Annotated in this window: 11 protein-coding genes; 5 read left to right on the top strand and 6 right to left on the bottom strand. The window is 59.8% G+C overall.

From position 1 onward, the window contains the following. Positions 1–5: 5 nt before the first annotated feature. Positions 6–4,826 (bottom strand): NEL-type E3 ubiquitin ligase domain-containing protein, encoded by a 4,821-nt coding sequence (locus F8N66_RS10305; protein WP_150770050.1) that lies wholly within the window; start codon positions 4,824–4,826, stop codon positions 6–8. A 297-nt stretch (positions 4,827–5,123) separates the two neighbouring features. Between F8N66_RS10305 and F8N66_RS10300 the strand changes: the two genes are divergently transcribed. The 4 genes from F8N66_RS10300 (at position 5,124) to F8N66_RS10285 (ending at position 10,433) form a co-directional block, all read left to right on the top strand. Continuing rightward, positions 5,124–6,896 carry an N-acetylglutaminylglutamine amidotransferase gene (locus tag F8N66_RS10300; RefSeq protein WP_150770049.1) on the top strand — a complete coding sequence of 591 codons (1,773 nt, stop codon included), beginning with the start codon at positions 5,124–5,126 and terminating at the stop codon, positions 6,894–6,896. 3 nt (positions 6,897–6,899) lie between these two features. After that, entirely contained in the window at positions 6,900–8,651 is a 1,752-nt protein-coding gene (gene ngg / locus F8N66_RS10295) for an N-acetylglutaminylglutamine synthetase (protein WP_150770048.1), read from the top strand. Between the two features lie 155 nt (positions 8,652–8,806). Continuing rightward, complete coding sequence (locus F8N66_RS10290) at positions 8,807–9,997, top strand: osmoprotectant NAGGN system M42 family peptidase (protein WP_150770047.1); 1,191 nt, start codon at positions 8,807–8,809, stop codon at positions 9,995–9,997. Positions 9,998–10,205: 208 nt separating this feature from the next. After that, a complete protein-coding gene (locus F8N66_RS10285) occupies positions 10,206–10,433 on the top strand; it encodes a YheU family protein (protein ID WP_053161819.1) in 228 nt (75 codons plus the stop codon). Here F8N66_RS10285 and csrA read toward each other — a convergent pair. The 3 genes from csrA to F8N66_RS10270 form a co-directional block, all read right to left on the bottom strand. Beyond that, positions 10,422–10,613, bottom strand: a complete 192-nt coding sequence (gene csrA / locus F8N66_RS10280) for a carbon storage regulator CsrA (protein WP_150770046.1) — start codon at positions 10,611–10,613, stop codon at positions 10,422–10,424. The two genes, F8N66_RS10285 and csrA, sit on opposite strands and share 12 nt — an antisense overlap. A gap of 154 nt (positions 10,614–10,767) precedes the next feature. Beyond that, the gene (locus tag F8N66_RS10275; protein WP_150770045.1) at positions 10,768–11,100 is read right to left on the bottom strand and encodes a YnfA family protein; all 333 of its coding nucleotides are present in this window, start codon (positions 11,098–11,100) and stop codon (positions 10,768–10,770) included. A gap of 64 nt (positions 11,101–11,164) precedes the next feature. Then, positions 11,165–11,980: an SDR family oxidoreductase gene (locus F8N66_RS10270; protein ID WP_150770044.1), complete on the bottom strand. Its 816-nt coding sequence runs from the start codon at positions 11,978–11,980 to the stop codon at positions 11,165–11,167. A gap of 280 nt (positions 11,981–12,260) precedes the next feature. Between F8N66_RS10270 and F8N66_RS10265 the strand changes: the two genes are divergently transcribed. Continuing rightward, on the top strand, positions 12,261–12,419 hold the full coding sequence (locus F8N66_RS10265) for a DUF3309 family protein (RefSeq protein WP_170948722.1): 159 nt from the start codon (positions 12,261–12,263) through the stop codon (positions 12,417–12,419). A gap of 64 nt (positions 12,420–12,483) precedes the next feature. Here the strand turns inward: F8N66_RS10265 and F8N66_RS10260 are convergent, their stop codons facing one another. Together F8N66_RS10260 and F8N66_RS10255 are read right to left on the bottom strand one after the other, a co-directional pair. Further along, positions 12,484–13,266, bottom strand: coding sequence for a DUF1552 domain-containing protein (locus F8N66_RS10260; RefSeq protein WP_224790455.1), 783 nt, complete (start codon positions 13,264–13,266; stop codon positions 12,484–12,486). Further along, entirely contained in the window at positions 13,172–15,235 is a 2,064-nt protein-coding gene (locus F8N66_RS10255; protein ID WP_191622948.1) for a PQQ-dependent sugar dehydrogenase, read from the bottom strand. The genes F8N66_RS10260 and F8N66_RS10255 overlap by 95 nt, the downstream gene beginning before the upstream one ends. Between the last annotated feature and the right edge of the window lie 136 nt (positions 15,236–15,371).

The following is a 15,371-nucleotide window of genomic DNA, read 5'->3' as shown; positions in this document are numbered from 1 at the left end:
ACATTTCAATCCAGCGCAAAGCAGGTCTTTGATTCGTCAGCCCGCATGGCCGCTTCGGTCAGACGTTTCAACAACGCAGCCTCGGCCTGCTTCATTTCCTCAGCAATATCGTCGACCCGGGTGCGATAGGTCGCGCCCAGCGTCGCCTGGTTTTCAAACGCCGTCTCCATCCGCGTGTGAAAAGGCTCGGCAAGGTCGCTGAACTGTTTGCCGTGATGCTGGCGCAAAAAATCGATCCAGAACGAGCGACTGCTGATGTACGTCGACAGTTCGGGGGAGAGCTCTGCGGCGAGGACCTGGCTGTAGGCCGCATTCAGGCGTTCGGGTGTGACACCGCCGAGCGAGGCATAACGCATGTGCCGGGGCTGGCCGACCAGTTCGAGCCTGTCGGCCAGGCCGGAGCGATAGGCCAGCTCCACCTCCACCGGATCCAGCGTGGGATCACCCGCGACCTGTTCACGGGCAATCCTGGCGAGAGAGTCCTGGCGGAACAGGCGCCGCCCCAGGCTTAACAGTCGAGCGGCCTGATCGTGAGCGTTGACGGACTGACGAACCACGGTGTCGATGTCCACTGCCACCTCAAGATTACTGAAGATCGTCGCCGCCGAATCGGCGCAGTTGGCTTTCACGGCCATCGACAGCAATTGATCGCGCAACGCCGAATCCGTCTCGGTCGCCTCAATGACACTCCAGACCCGCCGGGTCATGTCTTCGCGCACAAATCGGTTATCCGCCGAGTTGCCGAGGTCCGCCAGCAACTCAAAGAATCCATCCGAACCGGGTTCGTTCTTCAACGCCACCCATGCACGATGACGACTGGCATAGGTTTCTTCAGCGGGTTGGGGCATCCACAGGTCGCGGGCTCTCTGCTCATTGAGCACATAGGATTTATCGTCCAGCAGCCCCATGCCGATGCCCGTCAGGTCACGGTACGCTTCCAGCTTCAATCGGCTAGCCGCGGATACCGGGTTGTACCGCAGGTTAATGGTTTCGGCCAGGTTTCGAGGGATCTGGAACAACCAGTCCGGCAACTCCCGAATCTCGTTACCTCGCAGGTCCACCATGTCCAGATAAGGCAAACGAGAAAGCCCGACGGGTAGCTCCGTTGCGTGGGTTCCGCTCAGGAACAGCGAGCGCAGATCAAACATTTTGCTGACATCAATCGTGGCGCCCAAGCGATTGCCACTGAGCCCCAGCGTGCGCAAATTGCGCATTTCAGCCAGCTTGCGCAACGTGTGTTCGGTCAGTGCTATCTGATTACCATCGAGGCTCACGTGCTCAAGGTCAGGCATGTGCGACAACATCTCGGGCAGGCGCGTGAGTTGGTTACGGTCCAGCTCCAGCCGGACCAGCCCTTTGAACGGTTTGAGAAAATACGCCAGCGCGTCGCCGGCGTCCATGTCCTTGATGGAGAGGTGGCGCACGTGGGCGACATCCTGCTCGGTCAGCACCGGCAAGGGTCCCGAGGGGTTGCGCTCAAACTTCAACGTTGTAAAAGGCTGATCCCGTGGCCAGTGCGGGGGTGGTACCCGTCGCCAGCAGTTTTCGATGGCATTCGCCACCTGACGCCGGTTGGCGCGAATATCGTTAAGTGAGCCCGGCAGGGTCTTCATTTGCACTTCATCCTCACGCCAGGCCAGCAGTACCGCTCGCAGTTTTTTAAACTGTTGCCCCAGTTCCTTGAGGCGATTTTCCTGCATCATCCGGGTGCTGCCGGCTGCGTCGAGAAAAGACGAGACCTGGGCATCCGTGAACAGCGGATAGAGTTTTCTGACTTTACGAATCAAGCCCCTGGAATGCGTGCTCGCCGCCGGAGAATCCCCCTGGACACAGGAAATCAGATGCTTGGCCGTTTCACTGCGCTCACCTCGCAACACCCTTGCCATACGCGCCGGATCGCCAGCGGCGGCCCTTGACAGCCGTGCTCGTAGCATCGGCACATCCAGCGTGTCGTCGCCCGTGATTCCCAGGCCGGTACGCTGGGTGGCCGGCAATGCATCAATGATCGATTGAAGCAGCGAGTTGCTCGTCAGCGTGGAAGACACATTGCCCTTCCTTTGGGTGACCTGATAGCCAGAACTCGTCTTGACGATGACCCCATGTGACGGCGCTTCGGCTTCCCCCACACTGTCAAGCAAGGCGCCGGTCGTCGATCCCTGCCGCAGTTCGAGTCGATAGCCTTCATCCCAGCCTTGCACCCGGTCCATCAGCCCGAGCGCCAGTTTGTCGCTGTCGGCATTGGCCAATGAAGGGAAGCGCAATCCCGTCAGGGCGCGGTCCTGCCTGATCGCGGCCTGCGCCTGCCGAACCTGCCGGGACAGATCAATGCCAAGGAGCTTGCGGTCACGCAGAAACAGGCGATCCCTGCCAGAGGCATGCTCCAGCAGTTCCTGGCACACGCGGGTGGGCAGGCCAGGGGCAAGTTCACGCAGCGTCGAGACGTCACCGGTGGCGGTGCCGTCATAGGTTTTATAGAGCCACTCGCGCAGTGGCTGGCGATTACTCTTGAGGCTGGCCCCGATCTTGTTTGCCAACAGCTGCGATTTCGATTCAGTGGTCGTGCGGCCAATCATGGCCTCCACTTCCGTCGGATAGAGGCCGCTGATGACCGTATCGAGCAGTTGTCCGGAATCCAGTTGCGTCTGACTGACGTGCACGCTGTTGATGTCATCGTTATGCGCAGCTGTCTCGGGAAAGCGCGACACCACCCGATCATTCGCGTCACGCACTTCAATGAAGCGTTCCGCCGGCCAGCCGGGGAGCCTGGGCAGTGTATACAGTTGCTCCTGAATGAAGTCCGTATTCGCCGACTCGCCGGACTCCATGACCTCGATCATCGCGTCGAGGGTGCGGTCGATTTTCACCCGTTCGACACAGTCGTCCAGCCGCTGCGGCAGCTTGAGGTTGCGCTCATGCAGATAGTGCAGCTGGTCGGTCGACAGCTCCGTGATGTCGGCCAATCCATCCAGGTCCGTGCCCAGATCGCTCAGGCGCGGGCTCGTGCGTCCCAAGGCATACGCCGTGTCGTGCCACTCGTGCGCGTGCTCATACACATGCCGCCAGCCTCCCTCCACGTTTCGTTCGACGGCCGGCTGGAACGCCTCCGTTCGCACGGGATGATTGAGGGTCCATGGCGCGCCCTCGGCTGAGCGGCTGACTCGATAAGCGGCCCCATCCATGACGACCGATGCCAGCCCGGCATGGCGGTAGATCCCTTGCGAATCGGCTTGAACATCGGCTGGCAGCGGCGTGGTCTGTTTGTATGTCTCAAGGTCAGGCTTCCATAATCCGGCTTTGCCATCCGTACGAGTGACAGCCTCGAATCCGTCGAAGAACGCCGTCTGCTCTTTTATGCTTTTGTTGACGGCTGTAATGATTTTTCCACCCGCTGCGAATGCTGCCAATTGCGCGAGGCTTTCAACCACATTCAGCAAATGGGACAACGCCTCGGTGCGCTCGCCCCGTGTCCAGTCAGCCACACCTTCATAAATCTCGCTGACGATGTCGACCGCGGCCGCCACCAACATCAGCTGGCCAACCACGGGCACGAATAAAGCCGCCGCGTTCAATAGGAGAAGCCCCCCGCTCTCCAATAGCTGAACGGCTTTTTCCCGTTGTTGCTGATCGACCTGTTCGGTCGGGACAGCGAGGAATCGCGCGTCTTGTTGAGTCTTGCTGACAAACGTACTGAAGAAAAAGTCAGCCATGCAGGTGTCGGCGGGAGCGGCCGTGAGTGTGCCCAAAGTCCTGCCTTTATCAAACGCGGTAAAAAAGTCGGATTTGTCGTGGCCATGCAGGTACTGCTCGACAAAAGACTTCCTGTAGCTGGTGCTTTGCAAATGCAGGGTGAGGTAGGTCTTGAAGTCGTCCAGCGAGGCATATTCGTACAGCGGGCGCCGCGGTTCATTGGGCATGTAAACCACGCATCTGGCCTTCGGCGCGGTATCGATGGAGGCCTTGGTGAATACCAACACCCCACAGATGCAAACGTCATGAATCATCAGGCCTTGCCAACGCACCGGGCCGCCATCAAACAGGGCGTCCTTGGTTTGCGCCGCAGGAAGATCCTGTTCGAGCGCACTCAGCAACGTCGTATAGGCAGGTTGGGTGATGTCTTTCTTGAGGCGGGCGATGTGGAGGGCAACCTGCATATCCAGCACTTTCAAGCGCCGGATGTCAGCGGTGGACGCTCGATTATCGACAGGCGCTCCTGTTATCGGCTTTGCCGGCAACGCCAGCGCCGTGCTGATATGGCGTTGATAGCGAGCTCCCAGGTCGAGCTCACGGCAAAGCGTCGCGAACTGTGCGAAAGTTGTTTCCGCCCCGGTTTGAACCTCCCCGTCGATGCGTATCACCGCCTCCACCAGCGGTACGCCACCCTTCGCTTCTTCTGCGGTGAAATTTTCCATGGCAGCGTGCAGCAGGCTGCGTGAGGTGGTGGTTTCCTGTGCCAGGGAGCCCAACGGGCCAAGCCCTGTGGACGCGTACTTTTTAGTGGTGATGTCCAGCATGTCCCGCTCGACATCAAACTCGATCGTCCATTTGCTGTTGAAGAAGGCGGTCATCTGTTCATTGCAGAACTCGTCCAGCGGCTTGAGTGCTTCGAGTGCCGTGGCGACCTTGCCCTGGGCAAGAAAAGACTGCTCGAAAGCAGTTTTGAGCGCCTGGACCACTGTCAGATCGTCAGTGGCCAACCATTCTGGAATAGACGCCAACAGCACTTGGGCCTTGTCCAGATCGCCGGTGTGCTCCAACACCGCCTCGAGTCGCTGTTGGGGGGTCAATGGCGCCGCCACGGGGGTGGTCTTTGAAGTTTCAGAGGGCATGAGCAATATCCTTATTGCGTTGAGAGTCGCTCAGTTTATGAAGCGCTTCGGGCAATGAATAACTCGAATACCCGGTCGTATGCGCACGCCTCCCAACAACTATTCCCATGCATCAAATCAATAGTTAACGCCCGTGCAATGCACACCTGTGCCTCGTCTGCCGCGTGCACCGCGACGGCCGCTTATAACTCATCGATCTAAAACTCCCACTACCGTGACAGGTCAGTTTCTGAGTACCCGCCGTTTTTGGCGCGGTAAGGATTGACCCTCCCCAACGGAAAAACCGGTAAGGAATTTATGTGCGGATTAGCTGGCGAGTTACGTTTTGACGATCAACCTGCAGACCTTGCAGCCATTGAACGAATCACCCACCACTTGGCGCCACGCGGCCCAGACGCCTGGGGTTTCCACAGCCAGGGGCCGATTGCCCTGGGCCATCGGCGCCTGAAAATCATGGACCTGTCGAATCAGTCGGCACAGCCTATGATCGACCACCAACTGGGTCTGTCCCTGGCCTTCAACGGCGCGATCTACAACTACCCGGAACTGCGCACCGAGCTGGAAAACCTGGGTTACGCCTTCTATTCCGGTGGCGACACCGAGGTGCTGCTCAAGGGCTTTCATGCCTGGGGCGAAGCGCTGCTGCCCAAGCTCAACGGCATGTTCGCGTTCGCCATCTGGGAGCGCGATGCCAAGCGCCTGTTCATCGCCCGCGACCGTCTCGGCGTGAAGCCGCTGTACCTGTCGCGCACCGGTCAGCGCCTGCGCTTCGCCTCTTCGCTGCCAGCGCTGCTCAAGGGCGGTGACATCAACCCGATCCTCGATCCGGTAGCGCTCAACCATTATCTGAACTTTCACGCCGTGGTCCCGGCGCCGCGCACCTTGCTGGCGGGCATCGAGAAACTGCCACCCGCGACCTGGATGCGCGTCGAGGCAGACGGCAGCACCGAGCAGCAAACCTGGTGGACCCTGCCCTACGGCCCCCATGCCGACGAGTTGAACCTGACACTGGAAGACTGGCGCGACCGGGTGCTGGACAGCACCCGTGACGCGGTGGCGATTCGTCAGCGCGCGGCGGTCGACGTTGGTGTGCTGCTGTCCGGCGGCGTCGATTCGAGCCTGCTCGTCGGCCTGTTGCGCGAAGTCGGCGTGGACAACCTGTCGACCTTCTCCATCGGTTTCCAGGATGCCGGCGGCGAGCGTGGCGATGAATTCCAATACTCGGACTTGATCGCCCGACATTACGGCACCGAGCACCATCAATTGCGGATCGATGAAAAAGAGATCATCGAACAGCTGCCCGCCGCATTCCGAGCCATGAGCGAGCCGATGGTCAGCCATGACTGCATCGCCTTCTACCTGTTGTCCCGGGAAGTGGCCAGGCACTGCAAAGTGGTACAGAGCGGCCAGGGCGCCGACGAACTGTTCGCCGGTTACCACTGGTACCCGCAGGTGGACGGTGCCAGCGATCCATACGCGGCCTACCGCGAGGCGTTTTTCGACCGCAGCTACGACGAATACGCCGCGACCGTGCAGCCGAAATGGCTGACCGCGAATGACGCCGCCGGCGACTTCGTCAAAGCGCATTTCGCACAGCCAGGGGCCGATGCGGCGGTGGACAAAGCGTTGCGCCTGGACAGCACGGTGATGCTGGTGGACGACCCGGTCAAACGCGTCGACAACATGACCATGGCCTGGGGCCTGGAAGCACGCACGCCGTTTCTCGATTACCGGCTGGTGGAGTTGTCAGCCCGGGTGCCCGGCAAGTTCAAGCTGCCGGACGGTGGCAAACAGGTGCTCAAGGAGGCTGCGCGCCTGGTGATCCCCAGCGAAGTGATCGACCGCAAGAAAGGCTACTTCCCGGTGCCGGGCCTCAAGCATCTGCAAGGCGAGACGCTGAACTGGGTGCGCGAATTGCTGCTCGACCCGAGCCAGGATCGCGGCCTGTTCAACCCGGCCATGCTTGACCGCTTGCTGACCGATCCACAAGGCCAGTTGACCCCGTTGCGCGGTTCCAAGTTGTGGCAACTGGCGGCCCTGAACCTGTGGCTCAGTGAACAAGGAATCTGATTGATGAAACCTCACGCTACGGCCATCAGCCAACGCTTGCTGCGCGGTCAGACGCCCTCTTACGAACGCTTGCAGGCGCGCCTGGCCGAAGACGGCAGTGAACTGGGCGCGGCCCCCATCGCGGTGCATTGCGGCTGGGGCCGATTGCTGATTGGTCACACCTTCGCCGACGCTGCCTGCCTGGCCCGTGAGCTGCTCAACGAGCAGCCCGGTGAACGCGACATTGCGCTGTACGTGGCCGCGCCCCAGCAAGTGCTGGGGCTGGAGCCGACCCAGTTGTTCCTCGACCCGTCCGATACCCTGCGCCTGTGGTTCAGCGATTACCGTCAGGCCACCCGGGTGTTTCGCGGCTTTCGCATACGCCGCGCGCAAAGCGAGACGGACTGGCTGGCGATCAACCAGCTGTACCAGGCACGCGGCATGCTGCCCATCGATGCCACCTTGCTGACCCCGCGTCACCTGGGTGGGCCGGTGTACTGGCTGGCCGAGGACGAAGACAGCGGCGCGGTCATCGGCAGTGTGATGGGTCTCAATCACTGCAAGGCCTTCAACGATCCGGAGAACGGCAGCAGCCTGTGGTGCCTGGCGGTCGATCCGCAATGTTCGCGGCCGGGTGTCGGCGAAGTGCTGGTGCGGCATCTGATCGAGCACTTCATGAGCCGCGGCCTGAGTTACCTCGACCTGTCGGTGCTGCACGATAATCGCCAGGCGAAAAACCTCTACGCCAAGCTCGGCTTTCGCAACCTCTCGACGTTCGCCATCAAACGCAAGAACGGCATCAATCAACCGCTGTTCCTCGGCCCCGGGCCCGAAGCCGAGTTCAATCCCTATGCGCGGATCATCGTTGAAGAGGCGCTGCGCCGTGGCATTGATGTGCACGTCGACGACGCCGACGCCGGCATGTTCACCCTCAGCCATGGCGGACGCCGGGTGCGCTGTCGCGAGTCGCTCAGCGACCTGACCAGCGCGGTCAGCATGACCTTGTGCCAGGACAAAAGCCTCACCCACAAAACCCTCAAGGCGGCCGGCCTGAACCTGCCCGCGCAGCAATTGGCGGGCAACGCCGATGACAACCTGGCCTTTCTCGACGAGCACCGACGGGTGGTGGTCAAGCCGCTGGACGGTGAACAGGGGCAAGGCGTGGCCGTGGATTTGCAGAGCATCGAAGAGGTGCAGCAAGCCATCGACGCCGCCCGCCCATTCGATAGCCGCGTGCTGCTGGAAAGCTTCCACGAAGGGCTCGACCTGCGGATTCTGGTGATCGGTTTTGAAGTGGTCGCCGCCGCCATTCGCCGACCGGCCGAGGTGGTGGGCGATGGCCAGCACTCGATCAGTGCGCTGATCGAAGCCCAGAGCCGCCGGCGACAGGCGGCCACCGACGGTGAAAGCAAAATCCCGCTGGACGCGGAGACCGAGCGCACCTTGCACGCCGCCGGTTACGATTACCGCAGCATTCTGCCGGCTGGCGAGCGCCTGCTCGTGCGGCGTACGGCCAACCTGCACACCGGCGGGATTCTCGAGGACGTCACCGCGATCCTGCACCCGACCCTGGTCGATGCGGCAGTACGGGCGGCGCGGGCGCTGGACATTCCCATGGTCGGCCTCGACCTGATGGTGAGCGCCGCTGACCGACCCGACTATGTGTTTATCGAAGCTAACGAACGGGCCGGGCTGGCCAATCACGAACCGCAGCCGACGGCTGAGCGGTTTGTGGATTTGTTGTTTCCGCACAGTCAGCCGGTGACCTGCAAATGATCTATCGCCTGGACTGACGCCGACGCGGGAAAGCCCGCTCCCACAGGGGATTGCGTTCGAATGTGGGAGCGGGCTTGCTCGCGAAAGCGGCCTGACAGACAACACCGATTTCCCTCATCGAAACCATCGATGTGCTCAACCCATCAGGAGTTTCCATGACCATCAAGTATCCCGAACCCGACCTGACCTACCTGCAAAAAGTCCTGCTGGAAATGCTCGCCATTCCCAGCCCCACCGGCTTCACCGACACCATCGTGCGCTACGTCGCCGAACGCCTGGAGGAGCTGGGCATTCCGTTCGAGATGACTCGCCGCGGGACCATTCGCGCCACCCTCAAGGGCAAGAAAAACAGCCCGGATCGCGCCGTATCCGCGCACCTGGACACCATTGGCGCAGCGGTGCGTGCGGTCAAGGACAATGGCCGCCTGACCCTCGCCCCCGTCGGGTGTTGGTCCAGCCGCTTTGCCGAAGGCAGCCGGGTGAGCCTGTTCACCGACAGCGGCGTGATCCGCGGCAGCGTCTTGCCGTTGATGGCCTCCGGGCATGCCTTCAACACCGCCGTGGATGAAATGCCGATCAGCTGGGATCACATTGAATTGCGCCTGGACGCCTACTGCGCAACCCGGGCCGATTGCGATTCCCTGGGCATCAGCGTCGGTGATTTCGTTGCCTTCGACCCCTTGCCGGAATTCACCGAAAGTGGCCACATCAGCGCCCGTCACCTCGACGACAAGGCCGGTGTCGCGGCGCTGCTGGCGGCGTTGAAAGCCATCGTCGACAGCGGTGAAGAGCTGCTGATCGACTGCCACCCGTTATTCACCATCACCGAGGAAACCGGCAGCGGCGCGGCGGCGGCACTGCCATGGGACGTCAGCGAATTCGTCGGCATCGACATCGCACCGGTCGCCCCCGGTCAGCATTCCAGCGAGCACGCGGTGAGCATCGCCATGCAAGACTCCGGAGGGCCTTATGACTATCACCTGTCGCGGCATCTGCTGCGGCTCGCCAGCGACAACGAATTACCGGTACGTCGCGACCTGTTCCGTTACTACTTCAGCGATGCCCATTCGGCGGTGACCGCCGGCCATGACATCCGTACCGCCCTGCTCGCCTTCGGCTGCGACGCGACCCACGGCTACGAACGCACCCACATCGACAGCCTCGCGGCCCTCAGCCGCTTGCTCGGGGCCTATATCCTCAGCCCGCCGGTGTTTGCCAGCGATGCGCAACCGGCCAAGGGTTCGCTGGACCGGTTCAGTCACCAGATCGAGCATGAAACCCAGATGGAAAGCGATACCCGGGTGCCGTCGGTGGACAGTCTGGTGGGGCAGCGGTCCGATAATTGACCGGGGAATTCCATTGGCTGATCCGACGCCTTCGCGAGCAAGCCCGCTCCCACAGGGTAGGTGGCGATCCGGGATAGCGTGATCGACGCTAATCTTGTGGGAGCGGGCTTGCTCGCGAAGGCATCGGATCAGGCAACACATTTCTCCAGATGCTAGCCGCCATCGATCATTCGCCGTAGCATCGCGCCACTGTTTAGCCGAGGTACCTATGCTCATTCCCCACGACCAACTTGAAGTCGACACCCTGACCCGCCTGATCGAGGATTTCGTGACCCGCGACGGCACCGACAACGGCGATGACACGCCGCTGCAAACCCGTGTGTTGCGGGTACGCCAGGCGTTGACCAAGGGGCAGGCACTGATCGTCTTCGACCCTGAAAGCGAGCAATGCCAGTTGATGCTCAAGCACGATGTCCCCAAGCATCTATTCGACTGATTTTTTCTTTTTGGGCAGTTTGTGCCGGATCCGTTCATAAAACTCGGACCGGTGCACATTGACGCTGTGCGGCGCCTCGACACCGAAGCGCACGGTGTTTCCGTTGACAGCAACCACGCGGATGGAAATGTTGTCACCGATGGAAATCAATTCGCCGACAACGCGACTGAGTACAAGCATGGCCTTCGTCCTTCAGGGTTACCAAGGCCCTGAAGATGCCCGGCGCACGTCAGGCCTACAAGGCAACGGCGGTAATCCAGACCGAACTGACAGCCACTTGCCCACTCCCCTGACGGAAACGTCTGACAGGTTGCATGAAGGAAGGAGCGATCCGTCAGGAGGCCGAAAAACGCGGACCGAACAGGATGACGCTCGCGCCGATCACGCACAGTGCCACGCCGATCCAGTCCGAGCCCAGCGGACGAATCCGCTCGACCACGGCCAGCCAGCCAATCGAGGCGATGATGTAGATTCCGCCGTAAGCGGCATAGGCGCGACCGGCGTAGGTCGCTTCGATGCGCGTGAGCAACAGCGCGAACAGGGTCAGGCTCAGTAGCGCCGGCAGCACCCACCAGACGCTTTTGCCCTGGCGCAGCCACATCCAGAAGGCGAAGCAGCCGGCGATTTCAAACAGCGCCGCCAGGAAGAACCATAAATAATTGAGCATGCGAACGTCTCGCGAGGATGACCGATGGCGGCCACCCTAGCGAGGCTGTCGCTGGCCGGCAAGTTCAGCCTGCGGTCTGTTTGGCCTTGGCGCGCATCTTGTCGGCCATGACGGTCATTTCGTCGTAGAGCAGCTGCGGGTTCTTCTGCTTGAGGGCCCAGGCCATGCGGCCCTGTTCGTGGGGCAGGATCATGAACTCGCCGGCGGCGACCTGTTGGTAGATGTAGTCGGCAATGTCGGCCGCGCTGATCGGCGAGCTTTCCAGCAACTTGCCGACCTGGGCTTTCATGGCCGGGGTCGGGCCACGGAATGAATCGAGCAGGTTAGTCTGGAAGAACGACGGGCACACCACATGCACGCCCACTTCCTGGTGCGCCAGTTCGACCAGCAGGCTTTCGGACAGCGCGACCACGCCCGCCTTCGCCACGTTGTAGTTGCTCATGGCCGGGCCTTGCATCAGCGCCGCCATGGACGCGATGTTGATGATCTTGCCCTGGCTCTTTTCCAACAGGGGCAGGAAGGCCTTGCAGCCTTTGACGACGCCCATCAGGTTGATCGCGATCTGCCAGTCCCAGTCTTCCAGGGACAGCTCGCTGAAGAACCCGCCCGACGCCACGCCGGCATTGTTGACGATCACGTCGATGCCGCCGAACTTCACTTCGCACGCTTGGGCAAAAGCGGTCAACTGACTGTAGTCGCGCACGTCGCAGCGCTGGATAAAGCCATCGCCACCGGCTTCGCGCACCTGCTTAAGGGTTTCCTGCAGGCCGGGCTCGCTGACATCGGACAACGCCAGTTGCCAGCCTTCACGCGCCCAGCGCAGCGCGATTTCGCGACCCAGGCCAGAGCCCGCGCCAGTGATCATCATGCGATTTTGCATAGCAAACAGCCTTGTTGTTCCGGGGAAGATGCGTCGAGTGTAGCGAACCACGCCGCGCGACCCACGCTCCATCAGATTGCTGAATGGCCCGAACAAACCCAGGGCGCGTCGCCCACAACTAACGCCGATGAAAACGAAATAATCCTGTGTTCGAAAAACATTAAAAAAACTTGGAATTTTCTTCGCTGTACAGCAGTCGGATTTTTTAAGCAGCTCGAATTAATTGCATTCCCGCTGACCATTAACCACTAGGTCATTCCTGAATTCTTACAGCAAGGAAATAGACATGGGCACAATTCTACTCATCATTCTGATTCTGTTACTGATCGGTGGTCTGCCGGTCTTCCCGCACTCCAGAAGTTGGGGTTATGGCCCGTCCGGTATCATCGGCGTGGTGTTGGTGGTGATACTGATCCTGTTGTTACTTGGCAAGATATGAAGAGCTGAGAGATACGAAAAAGACGATGCCAGTCAGCTCACCTGACTGGCATCCTTGTTTTGATTCATACGTTAGTGAATATGCCGCTGACCGGATCGATATTGCCACTGTAAGGAACACTGGTTCCGGCGGCCTTGGCAACCGTTGCCCAGATTCGCTGCATGTCGACGAAATTCTTGCCGATTACCGGGTTCCCAGTGTGGTGTGCACGATCAGCTTGAGCCGTGATATTGAAATACCGTCCCGCACCGTCCCCGCTTTTTAATAATCCGCACGCGCCCCCCATTAGGACTAGCGGCATATCAATGGAATGCTCGGGAGCTCCGTCAGCCATTTCGCTGGTGACGATGACGAGCGTGGATTCGAGCAGACTGCGGTCGGGCATCTCAGGGTCTGCATGTCTGGCCAGTTCATCCATCAACAGTTTGACCTGCCTGACATACCATTGCCGTGTTCCCTTCCAGAGCTCTTCCCCGGCATAACGGTGCGCGCAATCATGGGGATTCTTGGTGGAACTGACATCAACGATGTTGAGGGACTCCGCCGAACGTCCGATCTGAATAGTGGCGACGCGGGTGATTCCGCAACTCAAGGCAGTGGCCACCACTTTATGGTGGTCGGACTGAATACGCGTACGATGCAGGGCCGATTGATAATCCAGCGGCTCGAGGGTCACTGGCTCACACGCCCCCACCGGCGGCCTTGTCTCCTCAAGGTCCTTGATAACCTGCTCCACCGAGTCCAGATGGGTATCAAGTTTCTGCCTTTGCCCCGCAGAGAGCTTGCTTTTGACTTCCTGAATATCCGCCAGGGATGCCTCCAGCAGTTTTCCTGCTCCGGGCTCCAATGCACGTCGGGTTCAAGGACATTTGCACCAGCCTGTTATTGCCATCAGGACCTATGAGGTTGCCACTGACCAACTCATTTTCCAGACCAGGGGGTGGCAGCATCGGGCGCAACGCCAATTGAGTCGCCGGCAACCCGGTCGCGTCATAATGCACGCGATAAATGACCCCGGCGACGTCGTCACTGACCAGCAAACTGCCGTCGGCCAGTTCCAGAAACTCGACGGGGCGGCCAGTACCGGGATACGTCAGGGCATAGACATCGGAACCCTTCGGGGTCTGCGCAAAGCCATTGATCAATGGGATCTGGCTGACCACTCGCCCATTCTGGATGGTCAGCATCTGAATATCCGTGCCCGGCCTGGCGACAGAACCTGCCCCATGTACCGCGACCAGCAAATGTTGTGTACCCGGTTTGGCCAGGTATCCTCTCCAGAACTTGACGCCGAGCGGCGCTGTATTGGTCCCCAGCTCAAAGGCGGCTGGAACATAGTCAGCCGGGTTGATCTGCTCCAGTGATTTGTCGGAAACGATCGCGCCAGTGACAAGAGGTGGCTGGATCACGCCCGGATTGAGGTATTCCTCCTCGGTAAACCCGGGGGTGTCCTTGCCGAAGCGGTAAGGCACACCAAAATGCTTCTCGGGACCAGTTATCGCGTTGACCTCATCAGAATTGGGAAAGCCCTGGCGATTGTTATCACTGAACCATATTTTGCCGTCCTGAGGGTTCCAGTCGAAGCCAACCGAGTTACGCACCCCCAAGGCCAAAATCTGGGATTCGCCGGTTTCAAGGGAGTAACGCAAGATCGAACCGTAACGCTTATCGGCGGGAATCATGCACAAGTTGCAGGGCGTGCCGACCGCCGTATAAAGCCACTTGTCTGATGGGTCGAGTGGATTGAAGTGCAACGGGTGCTTCATGTGCCAGATACGGGTACTCGACCCTGACGACTGAGGGGGCAGAGGAAAAGGCTTGTCGTCCGCTGGAAAACTAAATACCAACTCGGGTTTAGGATCTTTGAAAGTGTCATCCGCATTGCGCACGCGATACAACCCCCCGGTGGTCGAGAAATACAGATCACCGTCGCGATACGCTACGCCATGGGGCTCTTCCAGGCCGCTGGCGACCACATAAATACCCGTCGGTTTACCCGCCCCATCCAACGGCAACGCATAAATCATGTCGGCTATTTTTCCGTCATAGATGTAAGAGGGAATGGCACTGGACCCGACATACAACACATTCTTGCCCATCACCATCTGCCTGGGTTGAACAAGACCTTGGGCAAACAGCTCGATTTTTATCCCCGGCAAACCGCTGAGCCTTCTCAAGTCCACGGGCGGGCGATACTTCACCGTAAACTCCTGTTCTTCGCCTTTATCTTCCTTGAACGAAACCATGCGAGGGGTGTTCAGCGGGATGTATCCATCAGCGCTGTTCATCACCAATTGGTAGTCGCAAGCTTTCAGATCATCGAGGTGGATCGTTTCGTCAGCCTTGGCGCTAATCGCAATTTCTTCGGCCTTGCAGCGCAAGGTACCGGTGACCACCTGATCAGCACGAGCGACACCGGGCACCGCCGGTTTCAAGGGGGCCTTGCCGCTGAGGGTGGCAAAATTCAATGTCAGGCGATTGCCCTCGAAACCCCCGCACTCACCGAGGTCCTTCCATGCATTTCTCCAGTGTTCCGTTGGGAGGAGTGGTTCATAGGCCGCCTGCTGACACCATTTCCAACTGTCAGGACCTAGCGGTGCCTCTGCATCTTTCCAGCATTCAAACTGTCGACCGGAGTGCAGAACCTGTTGCCCTTGTTGGTAGGGTTTATCCTTCTCATAAGCGGGTGCGGAACAGGACTGAGGTGAGGGAGCTGACTCTGATGTTCTAGTGAATACTACCCATGCGATGACAGCGGCGAGCGCCACCAGGCACACGATCCACAGCAAACGAAACACACCGACAGACTTATCCATGAAGCAAGCCTCACTCTTCATCCAAGTGTTTCAACCGATCGGACGAACCTGCTGATTTCGCGTCCTGCGGCGAACCACCTGAACCGAAGTGGCCGGCCATGAAGCGCCAATGCCAACCCCGATGTTTTCTATTGGA

The organism is Pseudomonas fluorescens, assembly GCF_902498195.1.
In the GTDB taxonomy this organism is placed as follows: Bacteria; Pseudomonadota; Gammaproteobacteria; order Pseudomonadales; family Pseudomonadaceae; genus Aquipseudomonas; species Aquipseudomonas fluorescens_BU.
Note: the sequence above shows the minus strand (reverse complement) of the source record. Positions and strands in the feature narration are given on the sequence as shown.